The organism is Saltatorellus ferox (assembly GCA_007751475.1).
GTDB lineage: Bacteria > Planctomycetota > UBA1135 > UBA1135.
Genome location: CP036434.1, coordinates 600,383 through 617,361, shown reverse-complemented (window position 1 = coordinate 617,361; position 16,979 = coordinate 600,383). Strand labels below are relative to the sequence as shown.

Here is a 16,979-nt window from a genome sequence, read left to right as displayed (position 1 = left end):
CAGGTCCATCCGTACCGGAACAAACGGACCAGGTGCAGACGTACCGGAACAAACGGACCAGGTCCGTTTGTTCCGGTACGTCTGCACCTGGTCCGTTTGTTCCGGTACGGATGGACCTGGTCCGTTTGTGTCGCTTGGGGAGGGTGATGGTGGTGGCTCTTTGGCCCTGGCGCCCATGAATGCTGTGGGGCCGGTACCATGGGGGGAGCTGGACCGATGGGACGTTTGCTCGTACGACGCGCTGGATGGGAGAAGATCGTGGCTACGGTCGTTGGCCGGTCCGTGGCGATCTCGCTCTCTTTGGGTTTTGCGACGCTCGCCGGCGCACAGAGCGCGAACTGGATCAGCCAGTTCGGAACGGCAGACGTGGAGTCGGGAGCGAAGGTGGCTGCTGATGGTGTGGGTGGCGTTTTCGTGGCCACCGGCTCCGGGGCCGCCGTCTTTGGGCCCAGCACGGTCTTGCTTGCGCGCTACGACGGGAGCGGTCAGCAGGTCTGGACCCAGACGATCGCATCCGGCGGACGAGACGAAATCGGTGGTGCCGCGAGCGACGGCACGGGCGGACTTCTGGCGTGTGGCACCACGGACGGTAGCCTGGGCGGCCCCTCGGCGGGGGGGTCGGATGGCTGGGTCGGACGCTTCGACGCCGCCGGCGGGCAGGTTTGGTTGACGCAGATCGGATCGACCGTCTTCGATTCCTGCCTCGCCGTCGCCGAGGATGGCGCCGGAGGCGTGTTCGTGTGTGGCACGACCCAGGGGGACCTCTCCGGAACTTCCGGAAGCCTGAACGACGCCTGGCTCGCGCGCTTGGATGCCACCGGCAACGTCACCTGGATCCGACAGTACGACTCCGGCGCCACCGAAACTGCGACTGGCCTCGCGGTCGACGGTGTGGGCGGCCTCTACCTTTGCGGAACCACAACGGGCGACCTCTTCGGGTCCGCCCTCGGCCAGTCCGATGCCTGGGTGGCGCGCCTGGACCTGGCAGGGAACCCGATCTGGGGCGAGCAGTGGGGCTCGATGGACATCGAAAGCGCACCGCTCGTTGCGCTCGACGGAGCCGGCGGCATCTTCGTGGCGGGCAATACTAACGGTGACCTCGGTATCTCCAGCGCGGGCAGCGGCGACGTCTGGATCACTCGCTTCAACCAGTTCGGCAACCTCACATGGCTTCGCCAGTTCGGCTCTCCCGAGAACGATGCCTGCGCGGATCTCGCGAGCGACCTGACGGGCGGGATCTACCTCACGGGCTCCACCACCGGCGTGCTCGGCGCCTCGTCCCTCGGCGGCCTCGACGCCTGGGTGGCACGCTACGACCTCGATGGGGATCGGACATGGCTTCGACAGTTCGGTTCCACGGCCGCGGATCGCGCCTCGGGCGTGGCCGTGTTCCAGCCCGGTCAGTTCTTCCTCGGTGGCAGCACGGGCCACGAACTCGCCGGGCCCAGCGCTGGCCAGGACGACGCCTGGGTTGCGAGCTTCGACAGCTTGCTGGCCGCCACCTACTGTAGCTCCCCCGCGAACTCGACCGGTGCGCCCGCTGCACTCATGGCGCTCGGCTCCAGCGCCGTCGGAATGAACCGCCTGCGACTCCGCTGCGAATCCCTGCCGCGGTTCGTCTTCGGCTACGTCCTCGCCAGCCGCACGCAGGGGTTCGCTGCCAATCCTTCCGGGAGCCAGGGAAACCTGTGCGTCAGCGGCGCGGTCGGCCGCTTCGTCGGTCCGGGCCAGGTGCAGAACTCAGGCGGCAACGGCGTCATCGAACTCGCCGTTGATCTTTCGGCGCTGCCCCAACCTCTTGGATTCGTGAGCGCGCAGGCCGGAGAAACCTGGAACTTCCAGACGTGGTTCCGGGACGCAAATCCGACGGTAACGTCGAACTTCAGCCCTGGCGTGGCGGTCCACTTCTTCTGAGCTACGCTCGAGCGCCACGGACGAGTTGAATGAAGGCCTGGCGCACATCATCCGTCGTCTGGCAAGCCTTCTCGAACGAGCCGTGAACCACGCCGTCGGAGGTGCGCATGTGGAAGCCCTCCGGATCCACCGCGATCAGCCTCGCGTCCGAGACTTCCTTCCCCAGAAGGTCCGCCGCGATCGCAGCAACGGCGTCGCCGTGGTCCTCGTTCATGTGCTCCAGGATGCCAGCCTCTTCGGCATGCCAGTCCGGCGAGCCCAGCAACCAGTCCTCGCGCTCCACCCAGAAGATCTGCCCGAACCCGGCGATATGCCGGATGCGGCGCGGCTCGATCCAGAAGAAGCGGAAGTCGTGGGTCCCGGCATAGGCCCGGGACTCCGGGAAGAACTGGAAGTAGCGCTCACCCGCCGCCTCGACGTGATCGGCCGGCACGGGTACGGCATCTCCGACGAGAGTCACCCTCCCGATCGCTTGACGGTTCGTACCGGCGCGTGGCTCCGACGCTAGCGTCAGGCACACCCGCGGATTCGCGAGGATGTTCTTCGTATGCTGCGCGATGCTGCTGACGTAGACGACGGCGCGGCCCTCGTGAGTCAGCGCGAACGGCGCCACGGAGCCAAACGGATAGCCCTCGATCTCCACGGAGATCGTCGAAAGGATGCCGCCGTCGACGGATCGGACGAGCCGACGCGCCATCGACGCCTGCTCCGCTCGGGTGTTGCGGTCGCTCATGGGTCGATCACTCTACCCGGCACCTGGGGTTCCACGGTGCTCCTTTCGTAGCTACGGGTCGGAGCTGCGGGCTACGTGGGACTCTGGAAGGCAGCTCAGTTCCAGGGGCGATGCCGCGACTTGCCCCAATCGCTCGTCATGGCAAAAGCGGTGAAGCCGATCAAACCCGCCGCGAGGCCAGCCCCGAGCAGGAAAGCAGGGTGCTTGACGATCGACCTGGAGGATTCGCGATCGTCGGCGTCGAAGCTGCTCCGCGACTCGATCATGCCTGCCTCGTCGTGAACGATCACGCTGGAAGGCGCCTGATTGCGGGCGAACGCTTCGGCGTACTCGATGGCTTCGCCCTGCGAATCGGCGAGGCGTGAGGCCTGGAGAGCGCCTTGACGCTTCACGGCCCAGGTGTCGCCGTCCGGGACGACGTGATAGATGGTGGTACTCATGGACATATCAGCGCATGAGCGGATAAGGCCGCGCTCAACAGCGCCTGAAACCTCGTTACTGCTTGCGTGAGCGGCTACCGCACCAGACTCAAGTCGACCGACATCGTTTCGCCCGCCACCAGTTCCACGGTGCGAGACGCGGACCGACCGTTCGCCCCCCCTCTTCGAGCCTCGAGTGTGAACGACCCCGCTGAGGACAGCACCAGCTCGAACTCACCCTCGAGATTGGTGAAACAGCGCCCCAGTTCCCCCACCTCGTCGCCGATTCTCACCACGGCCGCCAAGACGGGCTCACCGTCTTCGAGGACGCGCCCCTTGCAGCGAATCGGCCACTCGTCGAAAGCCCTGGTCCGGTCGTCGAGAACGACCCGGGTGACCTCGCCCGCTCTCACCTCCACATCCCTGAACAACGCGACCTCTGCATGGCGGTTCACGCTCTTCAGCGATCTCTGGACGCGATACATCCCCGGTTCGTACGGTCCGAGATGAAAGAGGTCCTCCTCCGTGGCGCTCTGCGAACGGCGTCGGAGCCGTCCCTTCGAATGGCTCAGCACGGAGAACTCGACCTGAAAGTTCGTGATCGGATCCCCTGTCCAGTGAAGGATCTGAAGGTCGATCCAGCCGCCTTCGACTGCTTTCAGCGAGACGTCGTTCAGGACCTCCCCGGCGGCGACCGTGAATTCGGCCCGGTCCGAGCTTCCCGAGAGAACGAAGCGATCGTTCTCGATGGTGGCGCCATACGTCCCGGGCGGAAGCCCACCCAGATGAAACGCCCCCTCGGCGTCCGTCGTCACCTTGCCGAGCGAGAGGACGGAGCTACCGCTCGTCTGCTCGATGATCAGGACCGCATCCGCGAGGCCCGATCCGTCGCCCAGCACCACTTTCCCGCTCACGCCACCCGGTGAAGGAATCGAAGGCGTGATCGGCGCGGTCTCAGCGTCTGCCCTCAGCTCGACGCGCTCGGATCGACGAACGATCGAGCCGTGAGAAATCTGGGCCCAGACGGTCGTCGGGCCCCACATCACGCCCTCCAAGACGAACGCGCCACTCTCCGGCTCTGGTGCGACCTCCTTGCGCCGCCACCAACTGGCCCGCATGGTCGAGGCCGGGAGCGGATCGCGCGGGACCTTGCTGGTCGGCGCGAAGCCAACGATGCAGTCAGCGAGTTCCGCCGCAGAGAGACCCGAGACGACGCCGTTCAGCGTGTGCTTGGTCGTGGGCAACGACTCTTTCTCCACTGCTTTCGCACGCGCCGACTCCTCGACCTCGAGCAAAAGCCGAATGCCGTCCGCGGCCTTCATTGCTTCGCGAAGGTCGTCGCCGTGCAGCCCGGCTCGCTCCCAGGGCTCAGCCTCCGCCGTGAGGACGGCAGGCTCCGGCGGCATCCGCTCGAACAGGAATCGCCCGCTCGCATCCGCGCGCCGGATCTCGCGGATCCCCACGCCATGAATGGAGCGACGCCCCCAGGAGGCCACGACCCTGGCATCCGCCACCGGCTCGCCTGCCGCATCGACCACGATTCCCGAGAGATCTTCCCATCGGACCAGCTCGATCTCCGCGCCCGCGTGCTCGCCCCGGCTCGGATAGAAGAACTGATCACGCTTCACCCGAAAGGGTCCGAGCGCTCTATCGACGCTGAAGATACTCCTCCCGCCCGAAACGCTGAGCTCATAGATCCACTGATGAAGCTGGCTGCCGCGAACGGTCAGATCCTCGCCCACGGTCACGTCCAGCGCCTCTCCGTAGGGACCGTGCGCCAGCTCCGAGCGCCCCATGAGGAAGAGCTTCTTTCCCACGAGCCCGAGCTTCTCCGCGTCGCTCGCGTCCTCCGGAAAGCGCAGGGTCAACGTGACGGTCGCATCGCCGTCCGGCACGTAGAACATGGGGTCGCCTGGTCCGGTCCAGCTCTCCTGTTCCACGGAGGCCCTCGATGGATCCCCCTTGTGACCATGGAAGACTGCAGCGACACAGGCCAGCAGAACGAACCAGAAAGCGAGTGGACGAAAGGGCATGTCGGAGAGAGTCAGGTCGGCACCCTCAATCCGGCACCTTCATGGCCTCTAGCGCCCTCTCCAGATCAGGTTTCACCCAAAAGAGCGCGCCGTCGCTCCTGCCGTCCTCGACCTGGATCTCGTAGCCCTTCGTGAGCGTGGAGAACGACCGACTGCGCCTTCCGTTGAGGACGTCGTCGCCGATCGAATGACGGACCGTCCAGTCGGGTCGGTAGGAACCGGCGCTCGGCACGTGCACCGTCCACTCCGTCTGGCTCGGATCGATCGCGACCTCCTCCACCCAGAGCGAAGCCCTCGGTCTTACAGGGACCAACCCCTGGTTCAACTCCTTGCCGGTCCAGGGCAGCCAGCTCGACCTCTCGCAGCTCAGACGGACCGTGAGTTCGGCTCCGTCCGGAAGGGCCGGCAGCGCCGACTCGATCCCGACCCGGACCGGGATGCCGCGGACCAGCTGGATCTCTTCGGGAAGTGAACGCGCGGAGAGCGTGGTCGGTCTGTGCCCGGGTGCCACGACCAGAACGTCATCGTTCTCCGCCGTACGTACCAGCGTCTCGACGCGCCCGCGCTCGACGGGCAGGGAACCGCCGCCGTAGGCCACGAGCGCGCGCGGCGCCGGCTGGCCGTCGGCCATCCGGATCTCGAACGCGATCATGCGCAACTCGTCCCGCACGTCCCATGGATCCAAGGGCGACAGGATCGTTTCCCGATCGCTCTCGGGCAGAAGACCCGTCAGGCTGGCGACGTTCGCGTACTCCGCACCGTACTGCAGGTTCAGCCGAACGGCGGCGGGACGAAGGCCGGACATCGTGAACGCCCCCCGGCGGTCGACGGGAGCGGTGAACTGGGCATAGGTCTTCTCTTCACGCGTCGCGTCGGGCAGATCCGCCACCACCCGGCACTTCGAAGGATCGACCCCTTCAGGGAGCCGCACCGTTCCGCCGAGATAGCTCTCGCGATCCATCGGCAGGGCGAGGTCTCGCGTCCCCGACTAAAAACGCACGGCGCCACGATCGACGAAGCCTTCGGCGTGCGCACGGATCGCATACTCACCCACCGGACGATCCACGGTGACCTCGAAGCGCCCCTCGGCATCCGAATACACGTAGTCGATCCCTGCAAAGTTCCAGCCGAAGTCCTCCGGGTCTTCGCGCTGGTTGAACTTCATATAGAGGCTAACGTACGCGCCTTCGAGAGGCTCACCTTCCCCGTCGACCACGGTTCCCGACACGAAGACCGCAGGCTCTCGCAGGATGATGGCTCCCAGGTCCAAAGGACTCTCGGGCGGCGGCACCACGGCGTCGAAGCGGCCCGAAAGCACCTTGCCCACGCGTCGGTTCCCCTCCATCCCCGGAAGCTGCACGCTCAGCGCGGCGGAGAAGCGCCCATCGGCTTCGGCGCGCAGCCTGGAGAGTGGCAGAACGAAGGCACCCTTCGGCCCCAATTCGACCCACGTGCTCCCCCTGGGCGTGAACTGGACGTCCAGGGACCTGGCCTCGATCGCTTGACCATCGGCGGAAACCACTCGTCCGATGACATGGGGCAAGGTCTCACGACAGACGAGGGTGACCACGCGATGCTCGCCCGGACGAAGCGCCACGATGTCCTCGTGGACACCCGCGAGGACGCCCTCGTCATAGACCTCGACCCGCATCTGTTGCCCGGTGACGGCGTAGGGGAGGGAGACCTCGGACCGTCCATCGGCCCTCACATTGTAGCGCTCACCTCGCTCCATTCGACCGGGCTCGGAAGGGCTCTGGAAGAGCGGTGTGACGAAGACATGGCTGTGCTCGGTCACCGGAGCTCCGCTCGCGTCCCTGATGCGAACTTCGAGGGAGCCGTGGTCCGGCATGGTGAGCTCGAGCGTTTCAACGGGCAAAGCCAATGGATCGATTGGAACGCCTTCGATGTCGAGACCGGGTACGTGCAGCCCTACCTCATAGGTGGAGCCCGGGTAAGACTCTGCCTCCCTGGCGAACCGGGCCGCGGCATCGGTGAAGGCGGCTTCCCCGCTTCCATGGTCCGTGACCGCCTGCATCCGATCCGATCGCGACCCAGTGCGCAGTCGGAAGACGGCCACGGGCACGTCCCCCAGCGGCTCACCGGCCTCGTCCAGCACGCGAACGCGAAGATCGCCCGCTTCGGCCTCGGGCGTGGCCTCGATCTCGGCGACCTGTTCCACCACTTCCACGGACGTCGCTTGGGTGCGCTCCTGATCGGCTTCGACCGCCGCGACGGCCGTCATCGGATCCAGTTCGTCCACGATCGACTCGCTCTCCGCGGTCTCCGAGGAAGCACTCACGGTGGGTGGTGCCACGTCCCGCGAAAACCACAGAACGAACACCGCGGCGAGAGCAGTCAGAACGGCGAGAGCAGCGAATTTCATGGGCATCGATCCCTTGGCAGGAGCAGGTGGCTGCCTCGGATCTTACCCGGCGGTCAGCGGAGTCGCTCGATCGCCTCGATCACGCGCTCCGCAGCGACCGTTTCGTCTTCGGCATCGATCGAGGCCACGTATTCCTTCCCTTCCTCGCTGCGCCGGTAGAGCGGGTCGTAATAGCGCTCCAGCAGAATCTGCACGAGAGGTCCGATCTCGCCGCGGTCCAGCATCTCCGGCAGCTCCGGCTTGCCCTCCATGCGATCCGCCACGGCCACGAGCTGCTCGCGCAGGAGCGGCAGCGCGCTCGGGTCTCGAAGGTAATCCTCCGCGAGCACCTGGATCCGGCGCGGAATCGACGCGGTGATCTCCACGTTCGTGGCCTTGCCCATTGACTCCCAGATCGGTCCAGGGATGATCACGTCACCGACCTTGCGGCTCTCGCCCTCGACCACCATGACGTCGTCGGGAAAGCCGCGGCTCGCGCGCTCCGCGAGCTGGGACTCGAACGACTTCTGGGTGACCGGCTCCAGGCCGACCATCCCGAGCAGCGAGCTGCGATGTCCCGCGTGGCCTTCCAGGTCCAGCGTCCAGCCGGGGCGGAGCCGCTCGATCTCGCGCAGCACCAGCGTCTTGCCGACGCCGGTGAGACCGCGGAGGGAAACGACCCTCCTCGGCGGGGTCCAGCCAGCGAGGTCCTGGATCACGGACTGCCGATAGGCCCGGTAGCCTCCCTCCAGTCCAATCACGCGCTCGAAGCCCAGGACCCGCAGGAGCGCCACGACGCTCCGCGACCGCAGGCCACCCCGCGCGCAGTGCAGCACGACAGCATCATCCGGAATCGACTCGACGGGCACCGGCATGAGCTCGGCCTCCATCTTCACGATGCCCCCCTCGGTCATGGCGATCACGCGCCCCCGAAGGTCCGCAGGCGGCACCGTCCAGCCCGTGTGCGCAGCGATCTCCTGGACCATCCCGTCCACCCGCTCCACGACCGCCGCGCGCCCTTCCTGGAACGCGGCTTCCGGGCTGAACTGCTTGTAGAGAAGCCCGACGAACGAACGCGTCATGTCCTCGAACAGCGGCACGTTCACCGCACCCGGGACGTGGTCGTCGGCGTACTCGGAGGGCGCGCGCAGGTCGATCACGCATCCGCCGGCATCGTTCAGAAGGTCCTTCACCGCGTCGAACGATGCGAAGGGGACCTGGGCAGTCATCTGGCTGGGCGGAGTCGGCACCCGCGAACTCTAACGTCCAGGCCATGCTGCGGTGGGCTCGTTCAGGAAGTACCCGGCCCCACATGGAAGCGAATCGCGTCCGAGCCGCATGCGCGGGCGAAGGGTCGTCCATGAAGGAGAAAGGTTCAGGGCCGATCGCGGTCTGGTACAGGCAGGACCTGAGAGTCGCCGACCATCCGGCGCTGACGGCCGCTGCCGAGGAGGCGCGACGTCTGGGCACGGGCCTGTTGGGCGTCTACTGCTTCGAGGACCGTGAGTTCGAGCGCGCGCCGCTCCAGGGGTGGCCCCGCACGGGCGCGTTTCGGGCGCGGTTCCTGCTGGAATCGGTGGAAGAGCTCAGGGCGACCCTGCGCCAGCTCGGTTCGGACCTGATCGTACGCCGCGGATCGCCCGCGCGCGTCCTGGAACAGCTGGCCCTGGAAACGGGGCTTCAGCGGATCGACTTCCACCGCCTCATGGGCACCGAGGAGCGGCAGGTCGAAGACGAGTTGCGGCGTGCCCTGGAAAGCGCCGGCGTCCACGTGGTGTCCCACCACGATCGCACGCTGCACGCGGAGTACCCCTTCGAGCAGGAGAAGCTACCCGAGGTCTTCACCGCGTTCCGCAAGCGCGTCGAGAAGTACGCGACCATCGCCGCGCCGCTCGACGCCCCCTCGGCACTCCCGGGACCTCCGGCGGTGGACCCGGGCGAGATCCCATCGCTCACGGACCTCGGCCTGGAGGAGCCGACCGACGACCCGCGCGCGATCCTGCGCTACCGCGGCGGTGAGGCCGCCGGGCACGAGCGCCTGCGCACCTACCTCGCGAGCGGCAAGCTCTCCACCTACAAGGAAACGCGCAACGGCCTCGTCGAACGGAACGACTCCGCCAAGCTTTCCCCCTGGCTCTCGCTCGGCTGCCTCTCCTGCCGGACGGTCCAGGCCGCCGTAGTCGACTACGAGGCAGCCGAAGGCGCGAACGAGTCCACGTACTGGATGACCTTCGAGCTGCTCTGGCGCGACTACTTCCAGCTCATCGTCCGGAAGCACGGCGCGGCGGTCTTTCAGCCTGGCGGACTCCAGCGCTTCCCGGTCGAGTGGAAGCACAATGGCGACCTGTTCGAAGCCTGGCGCCTGGGCCGAACCGGCTATCCCTTCGTCGACGCGAGCATGCGCGAACTCCTGGCGACCGGCTTCATGAGCAACCGCGGCCGCCAGAACGTCGGCAGCTTCCTCACGAAGAACCTCGGCCTCGACTGGCGCCTCGGCGCCGAGTGGTTCGAATCGCAGCTCATCGACCACGACGTCGCGTCGAACTACGGCAACTGGAACTACGTGGCGGGCGTCGGCAACGACGCCCGCGGGTTCCGCTACTTCCACATCCCGAAGCAGGCGCGCCAGTACGATCCACAAGGAGATCACGCGCGCCTCTGGGTGCCGGAGGTCGCATCGCTTCGCCACGACGAGATCCACACGCCCTGGGAACTGAGCGCGGCCCGCCTCGCTGAGGCAGGCATCGTCCTCGGCCGCGACTATCCCGAGCCGATCGTCGACCTGGAGACCAGCCAGCGCGAGCAGCGCGCTGGCTGGGAGCGAGCCGCCGCTCGGATCAGTACTCGCGGTCCGTCTTGATACCCGGCGCAGGAACCGCATAGAGCCCGTTCTCACCGGGCATCAGCGGAGAGTCCGAGTCGACCGTCAGGTCGGCGACGCCTGGAGCGAACTCGTGCTCGCACGCGAGCATCTGCTCGTACGTCACCTCGACGCCCGTATGCGCCGCCATTCGGCCCAGGTTGCAGACGAGCGACGCTTCGATCCCGTACTGCGCCTCGTGGAACGGCTTGTCATCGCGAATCGCGTCGATCAGGTCCTCCCACTCGTTCTGGTAGGGGTTGGTCTCGTCCTCGGCGACGCGGGACGTCCAGATACGGCTGCCGCGGCTGAGGGTGTGGCCTTCATGGATGCTGGAAGGCAGACCGCAGTCGCTGTTCGCGGAGGCGATGGCCGAACCCTTCGTACCGTGCAGGTGGCTGTAGAATCGGCTTTCGCAGCCTGGCTGATTGCGGCCCGAGAACATCATCTTCGTGCCGTCGGGATAGGTGTACTCGACACCGTAGGTATCCAGGTTCTGGTCGACGTAGGGAACGCCGTCGCCGTTCGTTCGGTAGTGGCGTCCGCCGTGGGCCTGGGCCTTGACCGGAAGAGCTCCCTTCATCCAGACCAGCTGGTCGATGATGTGGATGAAGAAGTCGTTGAACCCGCCGCCGCTGGCCCAGAGGAAGCCGTGGAAGCGGCGGAGCTGGTACTCCAGGTGACTGATGCCCTCTGGCTTCGGCTCGGACCGGAACGTGGCGATGGCCCCCTGCATGCGGTAGCCGTTCTGGGAGATGATCTCGCCGACCTCACCGCCGCGGATGCGGTCGTGAAGCTCCGTCATCGCGCGGCTGTGGCGCGACATGAGCCCGACGCCCACCTTGAGGCCCTTCTTCTTCGACTCCTCGGACAGCGCGAACATCTTGCGAGCCGTGGGGCCATCGACGCAGACGGGCTTCTCCATGAAGACGTGGACGCCTTTCTCGATGGCGTACTTGAAGTGCACCCAGCGGAAGGCGGGCGGCGTCGCGAAGATCGCGATGTCGCCCGGCCTCAAGCAGTCGATCGCGTGCTTGTAGCCGTCGAAGCCGAGGAACTGACGCTCCTTGGGAACGTCCGCCTGCTCCGGGAACTCCTTGACGAGCGCGTCGTAGCTCGTCTTGAGTCGATCCGGGAACACCTCCGCCATGGCGACCAGCTTCACCGGCCCGCGCTTCACGGACAGCGCGTTCTTGGCGGCGCCGCTACCTCGCCCACCGCAGCCGATGAGCGCCACGTGGATGGTGTCCTCTCGCTTGAACGGATGCACGTTGGCGAATCCGCCGGCGACCATGGCAGCGGTGGCGGAGACCTTGCCGGTGTCCTTCAGGACATCGCGGCGGGTGATCAGACGATTCGGGCGGGGCTCGTGCATGGGTGAAGAATGAGTGATGAGATGGAGACGCCGGACCCGCCTACTCTATCGATACCGCGTGCGAGCACACGCCGAGTTGCGAAGGTCATACGTCCCGCCCCGATCCGCCTCGCTCTTCAAGTGCCGCGTAGGGCCATGCCCCCCACAGAGCTATCGCTTCGTTTCGCCGCCAGGACCCGAGCGTTCGGCGCGGTCGAACCAGCGACCGAGCGCGGTCGCCAGGTCGCCCCCTTCACGCAGCACGCGGACCATGACCGCGTGGAGGATCAGGAAGTCCCGATCGGGGAGACCCCGGAGCCGCTCCGAAGACTCCGGCCCCAGCTTGGCCTGCCGGATCACGAGATCCTCGATACGCCCACGACGCAGCGACACCACTCGGCGCGCGAGCAGGCGCTCCGGCAGCTTCGGGAACCGCGCGCGGTCCGCGGCGTCCGGAGCGACCATCGTCTCGAGCCGTTCGGCGAGCGACTCGCTGCGCCTCAGATGGGCCTCCCACCGCTTGCGAGGGATTCCGAAGCCCGGGTGACGGCGCCGGATCGACTGAAGAGCCCGGAAGAATGCTTCGTCCTCCGTCTTCTGAAGCCGCTCCCAGCGCGCCTCACCGAGCCCGTCGGGCAGCCCCTGCTCCTTCACCTGCTTCTCTACACGGCGACGCAGGAGCCGCGCGATCGCCGCCCGCTGTTCCTCCGGAGATCCGTCGCGGATCCGTCCCAATTCCTGCACCGAAAGACCGAGCTCCTCCCCCAGGGACGCCACGTGCTCCGGCAGGCGCGACAGATCACGCTCTCGGATCGACCGAAGAATCCTCGCTCGTTCATCGGGGCTCGCCGATTCGAGGCTCTGGCGTTCCTCGGGCGTCATGCGCGAGCGGAGGCGGGACGCCGCGTTGCGGGCACGCTCGGCCACCAGTCGGCGGAGCTCCTTGGCTCGATCACCCGGCGCCAGAGCGTCGAGTTCGGCGCGCTCTTCCTCGCCCAGGGACGCCTCGATCTCGGCCATCTCTCCCGCCAAACGCTGCGCGCGCTCCCGTAGCTTCGACCGTTCGCCCTCGGGCAACTTCTGGAGCCTCTGGAATCGCTCACGAAGCTCCGCCTTCTCGGCGTCGCTCAGGCGTTCCCAGCGCGCGCGTTTCGCCTCGACATCGGAAGCCGGAACGTCACCGATCCGCGCCTGTGCTTGCGCGCCAGGGGCCAAAACGGTCACCAGCAGGATCACGAGCAGCGCCAAGAGGATCAGCCCTCGCGAAGTACCGACACGGATCGCAACGGCCATCAGAAGCCCTCCTCCGAACTCGACGGCTCGGCATCCAGCAGATCGAGCAGCACCTGATCGTCCATGCTCAGCAGGAAGAGAGCATCGGCCTCCAGCGGATCCAGCTCCTCGGTGAGGAACTCGAGGTTCTCGAGCACGGTCAGCGAGGCGAGGAGTTCGTCGCTGACGGGCTCGCTGGCCCCATTCTCGGCCGCCATGGACTTGGCCCCTGCGGTCTTGGCAATCGTGGCCTCTGCAGTCGCGCGGCCATTCTCCGTCGGCCCCTCCGCGCCACGGAAGGTCCAGATCGCCAGCGCCGCGGCCGCCGCCATGAGCGGAATCGCGACGAGCCTTCGCCGCGGCGCGCGCTGCCCGCGCGCGACGGGCGCTCTCTCGCCGCGGACGCGTCGAATCGTCCGCTCCGCAAGGCCGACAGGCGGAACCACCACGTCGGCATCGAGCGCCGCATCCACGCGCGCGTCCGCGAGGCCACGCAGGAGCTTCGCCCGCGCCTCGGGGGAGAATAGCGGTTCGGGGTCGAGCCCGAGCAGGTCGTCCAGGGACCGGCCCTTGAAGTCGTGATGAGATGTCATGGGGTCTCTTCTTCCATCAGCGGTTGAAGAGTGGCGCGCAGCGTCTCGCGTGCGCGATGAAGCAGGGATTTGACGGCCTTCTCCGTGGAGTCGACCACCGAGGCGATCTCGGCGTGGGAGAGCTGGTGATAGCGGGAAAGAACGAGCGCGATGCGCTGGGTCTCGGGCAGGTCGGCGATCGCCGAGCGGACAGCGAGCACGAGGTCTCCGCGCTCGAGTCCGTTGCTCGGATCCGGCGCGGCCTCGTCGACGAGTTGAAGCCCATGCCCGTCGCGGTCGGCCCCGCCGAGTCCCTCCAGCGACGCGGTGCTGCGCCGCGACGAACGCTCCGATTCATTGATGCAGATCCGCCAGCAGATGCTGTAGAGCCACGTCGAGAACTGCGCCGTCGCCTCGTAGCGATCCCGAGCTCCGAGGACGCGCAGGAAGACCTCTTGCACGAGGTCCTCTCGCCCGGGGTGGGCGCGACCGAGGAAGCGAGTGAGCAGGGAAAAGACATGGCCGGAGTAGAGGTGAACGAGCTGATCGAATGCGCCCTCGTCGCCGGCCTGCCAGCGAAGCATCAGCGCGGCACCACGATCCTCCTCCCCGCGCTCCGGTGCTGGACCGAGTTCGGTTTCGGCGCCTCCGCTCCCCGGACGGACCGTGGCGGCGGCCCGAGGGTGCGAGGACGAGACAGGCTGGATCGACTCCTCGCCAGAGCCGCTGCGGAGATTCATGGGTGCTTACATGAAGGGGAACCCATCAACATCGGTCGCGTTCCGCGAAAAGAGCGGCAATTCCGGCGGACGACACGGCTGGGTCCATGTCTCGATCAGAGGCGCCGGAAGTGTCCCAGGGGCAAAACCACCGCCCGGGCCGTCCCGAGCACCTGTTCCACCTTGATCGGACCGCGCTCGCGACTGTCGCGGCTGTTCTGGGAGTTGTCCCCCAGCAAGAAGATCTCGTTCGTCTTGAGCGTGATCGCGGTCCCGACACCGAAGCGTCCGCGAGGCACCACGTGAACGTCCCGCAGGACCCGGAGGTTGCGGAAGCGCGCGGGCAGGCCGCAGGCTCCCAGCTTGGCGCGCGGCCCGGCGCTGAACGGCGCGTCCCGCCCGGTCGACGGATCCCGGCGCGGCGTGTTGGCGTCGTAGTCGTACTGGAACGTCATCTCACCGATCGTCAGCGAGATCCGGTTGTCGATGTTCGCTAGCCGCATGGGCACCCACTCGCCGATCGGAACGGGCGCGCGCGGAATGCCGAAGCTCGTCCGCCCGGCCCGATCGAAACGCTGGGGTACGATCCGCCGCACCAGGGCGCGGTAATCCTCCTCGGCCTCGTACATGAGCACGTTGACCTCGAACAGATCGTTCTGCTCCGAGAGCTGAATCCGGAGGTATCCGCCGGTGCTCAGCACCTGCACCTCGAACTCGACGATGACGTCCTGGACGACGTTGGGCCCGTGCACGTACTCGCCCTCCTCGGTGAGGTACCCGTCCGTCACCCGGTCCTGGAAGCGGAGGAGTCCGAGGTCGGAACCCCGGTCGACCACCGTTCCGTCGAGGGTCCAGATCTCCGATTCGCCGGCGGCCGGCGGTGGCTCGCGGGTCCAGGGATCGAAGGCGGTGCCGCCGTGCCGCCAGTGCTCGTCGATCGCCTGGAGCCGCGAGTCGAAGATGACCGTCGGGGCCGGCCGCCCCGGCGCGTCCGGGAGGAACTCGCCGTTGATGCGAACGTCGCCGGAGAGATTGATCGCGAAGCTCTCCCCCGGAAGGCCCCAGGTGCGCTTGATGGAAGCGCCGCCGCCGAGGTCGCGGAAGGCCACGATGTCGAAGCGATTCTCGACGTCGGTTCCATAGCGCAGGAACACCGACTCGCCGGTCATGAGCGTGCGCTCCATCGAGCCCGATCCGATCGGGTAGACCCAGCCGACGGCGGAGCGGCTGACGATCGCCGCCACTCCCAGAATGGCGCTGGTTCCGATCGCGACGCCGAGCATTCGCCGCGCAAGGCCTCGTCTCCGCATCAGGGCAGCGCGATCGCGCGAGCAACGAGGATGTAGATGACCGATCCGGAGAGATCCGAGAGCGCGATCAAGAACGGGCCCGCCACGATCGCCGGGTCGATCCCCATGCGCCTGCACGCGATCGGGACGACCCCGCCGAGGAACGCGGCCCATGCGATCGCCGTCATCACGGCGATGCCGACGGCGACGCCGAGCCCCGGGGACGTGGCCGCTTCCAGGAAGCTCGCGGTGAGCCACGTCGCGGTTCCGCAGAGAAATCCGATGATCGCGCCGACGCACCATTCCGTGCGAAAGACGCTCCACTCGCGATCGGGGTCGACCTCGCCCGTTGCGAAGCCGCGCACGAAGATCGTCGAGGACTGGATGCCGACGTTGCCCGCGAGTCCGACGATGAGCGGGATGTAGCGGAGGATCGCCTCGCCGGTCGCGGGCGCGCCGGAACCATGGGCGGAGGCGGACCCGAGCGCGAGCGCCAGGACCTTGGCGCTGAGGAGGCCGCCGGCGACGGTGAGGCCCATGAGCGGCATCCGCTGGCGGACGCGAACGAGGATCGGAAGGCGCGTTTGCTGGCCCTCGGAGCCGGTGCCCGTGAGGCGCGCGAAGTCCTCGCTGACCTCGTCCTCGAGAATGTCCGCCGCGTCCTCGGCGGAGATCACGCCCAGCATCGCGCCGTCGGCGTCCACGACGGCCAGCGAATCGAGGCCATACTTGGCGATCGTCTGCGCCGCGATCTCCTGGTCGTCCAGCACCGAGATCACGAAGGGCTCGACCATCACCTCGTCCACGGGCGTGTGAATCGAGTGGGTCAGGAGCGCCCGGTCGGAGAGGAATCCGATGGGGCGGCCCGCGTCGTCGAGGACGAAGACGCCGAGATCGGCCTCCGCGTCCTCCCCCTCCTTGCGAACCTCCTTGACGACGTCGCCGATCCGCTGGCCAACGGACGCGTCGACAAACTCGGTCGCCATGACGCCGCCTGCGGAGTCGGGCTGGTAGCGCAGAAGGTCGCGGAGCTCCTGGGCCATCTCGGGCGCCATCCGGTCGAGGGCGTCGTTGGCCACGCGGTCGTCGGCCTCGATGAGCACGTCCGCGGCCTCGTCCGAAGGGAGCTGCTCCAGCACCGCCCGGAGATGCCTCGCATCAAGACGCGCGACGAGGTCCTGGGTGAAGCTCTCGTCCGCGTACTCGAGGATCCCGGCCTGGATCTCGGCCGAAAGGGCGCCGAAGACCCGATGGCGGTCCTCCTCGTCCGTGTCGCGGAGCCATTCCGTCGCGTCCGCCGGGTGAACGTCCGCCAGTAGAACGGCCGCCCGGGCGAGGGATTCGCCCAGGACTTCACGGAATGTGGCTTCTGCCGCTTCCAGGCTCGAATCAGGGGCGGTCATGGCGGGTACTCGACGGGGCTCGGGGCTAAGATAGTGAACGGCGTGAGCG

The 16,979-nt window shown here is 67.2% G+C and carries 14 protein-coding genes; 2 read left to right on the top strand and 12 right to left on the bottom strand.

From position 1 onward, the window contains the following. Positions 1–282: 282 nt before the first annotated feature. A complete protein-coding gene (locus Poly30_RS02290) occupies positions 283–1,914 on the top strand; it encodes an SBBP repeat-containing protein (RefSeq protein ID WP_419190866.1) in 1,632 nt (543 codons plus the stop codon). Position 1,915: 1 nt separating this feature from the next. Here Poly30_RS02290 and Poly30_RS02285 read toward each other — a convergent pair whose 3' ends face one another. The 6 genes from Poly30_RS02285 to mnmH all read right to left on the bottom strand — a co-directional run bounded on the left by Poly30_RS02285 (position 1,916) and on the right by mnmH (position 8,690). Continuing rightward, entirely contained in the window at positions 1,916–2,647 is a 732-nt protein-coding gene (locus tag Poly30_RS02285) for a HugZ family pyridoxamine 5'-phosphate oxidase (RefSeq protein ID WP_145194403.1), read from the bottom strand. 95 nt (positions 2,648–2,742) lie between these two features. Beyond that, positions 2,743–3,087 (bottom strand): DUF2188 domain-containing protein, encoded by a 345-nt coding sequence (locus Poly30_RS02280; protein WP_419190865.1) that lies wholly within the window; start codon positions 3,085–3,087, stop codon positions 2,743–2,745. A gap of 74 nt (positions 3,088–3,161) precedes the next feature. Further along, entirely contained in the window at positions 3,162–5,099 is a 1,938-nt protein-coding gene (locus Poly30_RS02275) for a carboxypeptidase-like regulatory domain-containing protein (RefSeq protein WP_145194401.1), read from the bottom strand. 25 nt (positions 5,100–5,124) lie between these two features. Further along, the gene (locus Poly30_RS02270; RefSeq protein ID WP_145194400.1) at positions 5,125–6,060 is read right to left on the bottom strand and encodes a hypothetical protein; all 936 of its coding nucleotides are present in this window, start codon (positions 6,058–6,060) and stop codon (positions 5,125–5,127) included. A gap of 27 nt (positions 6,061–6,087) precedes the next feature. Beyond that, entirely contained in the window at positions 6,088–7,482 is a 1,395-nt protein-coding gene (locus Poly30_RS02265) for a peptidase associated/transthyretin-like domain-containing protein (RefSeq protein ID WP_419190864.1), read from the bottom strand. A 53-nt stretch (positions 7,483–7,535) separates the two neighbouring features. Then, the gene (gene mnmH / locus Poly30_RS02260) at positions 7,536–8,690 is read right to left on the bottom strand and encodes a tRNA 2-selenouridine(34) synthase MnmH (RefSeq protein WP_145194398.1); all 1,155 of its coding nucleotides are present in this window, start codon (positions 8,688–8,690) and stop codon (positions 7,536–7,538) included. A gap of 131 nt (positions 8,691–8,821) precedes the next feature. Here mnmH and Poly30_RS02255 point away from each other — a divergent pair, with 131 nt between their 5' ends. Then, positions 8,822–10,321 carry a DASH family cryptochrome gene (locus Poly30_RS02255; RefSeq protein WP_145194397.1) on the top strand — a complete coding sequence of 500 codons (1,500 nt, stop codon included), beginning with the start codon at positions 8,822–8,824 and terminating at the stop codon, positions 10,319–10,321. Here the strand turns inward: Poly30_RS02255 and Poly30_RS02250 are convergent. From Poly30_RS02250 to Poly30_RS02225, 6 genes are all read right to left on the bottom strand, one after another. Continuing rightward, the gene (locus Poly30_RS02250; protein WP_145194396.1) at positions 10,299–11,696 is read right to left on the bottom strand and encodes a Gfo/Idh/MocA family protein; all 1,398 of its coding nucleotides are present in this window, start codon (positions 11,694–11,696) and stop codon (positions 10,299–10,301) included. The genes Poly30_RS02255 and Poly30_RS02250 overlap by 23 nt on opposite strands. Before the next feature lie 150 nt (positions 11,697–11,846). Continuing rightward, positions 11,847–12,968, bottom strand: coding sequence for a magnesium transporter (locus Poly30_RS02245; RefSeq protein WP_145194395.1), 1,122 nt, complete (start codon positions 12,966–12,968; stop codon positions 11,847–11,849). Next, positions 12,968–13,540 carry a hypothetical protein gene (locus Poly30_RS02240; protein WP_145194394.1) on the bottom strand — a complete coding sequence of 191 codons (573 nt, stop codon included), beginning with the start codon at positions 13,538–13,540 and terminating at the stop codon, positions 12,968–12,970. Before Poly30_RS02240 ends, Poly30_RS02245 begins: the two co-directional genes overlap by 1 nt. After that, the gene (locus tag Poly30_RS02235; protein ID WP_145194393.1) at positions 13,537–14,259 is read right to left on the bottom strand and encodes an RNA polymerase sigma factor; all 723 of its coding nucleotides are present in this window, start codon (positions 14,257–14,259) and stop codon (positions 13,537–13,539) included. Before Poly30_RS02235 ends, Poly30_RS02240 begins: the two co-directional genes overlap by 4 nt. 95 nt (positions 14,260–14,354) lie before the next feature. Then, the gene (locus Poly30_RS02230) at positions 14,355–15,548 is read right to left on the bottom strand and encodes a S26 family signal peptidase (protein WP_145194392.1); all 1,194 of its coding nucleotides are present in this window, start codon (positions 15,546–15,548) and stop codon (positions 14,355–14,357) included. After that, the gene (locus Poly30_RS02225) at positions 15,548–16,930 is read right to left on the bottom strand and encodes a magnesium transporter (RefSeq protein ID WP_145194391.1); all 1,383 of its coding nucleotides are present in this window, start codon (positions 16,928–16,930) and stop codon (positions 15,548–15,550) included. Before Poly30_RS02225 ends, Poly30_RS02230 begins: the two co-directional genes overlap by 1 nt. Positions 16,931–16,979: the final 49 nt, after the last annotated feature.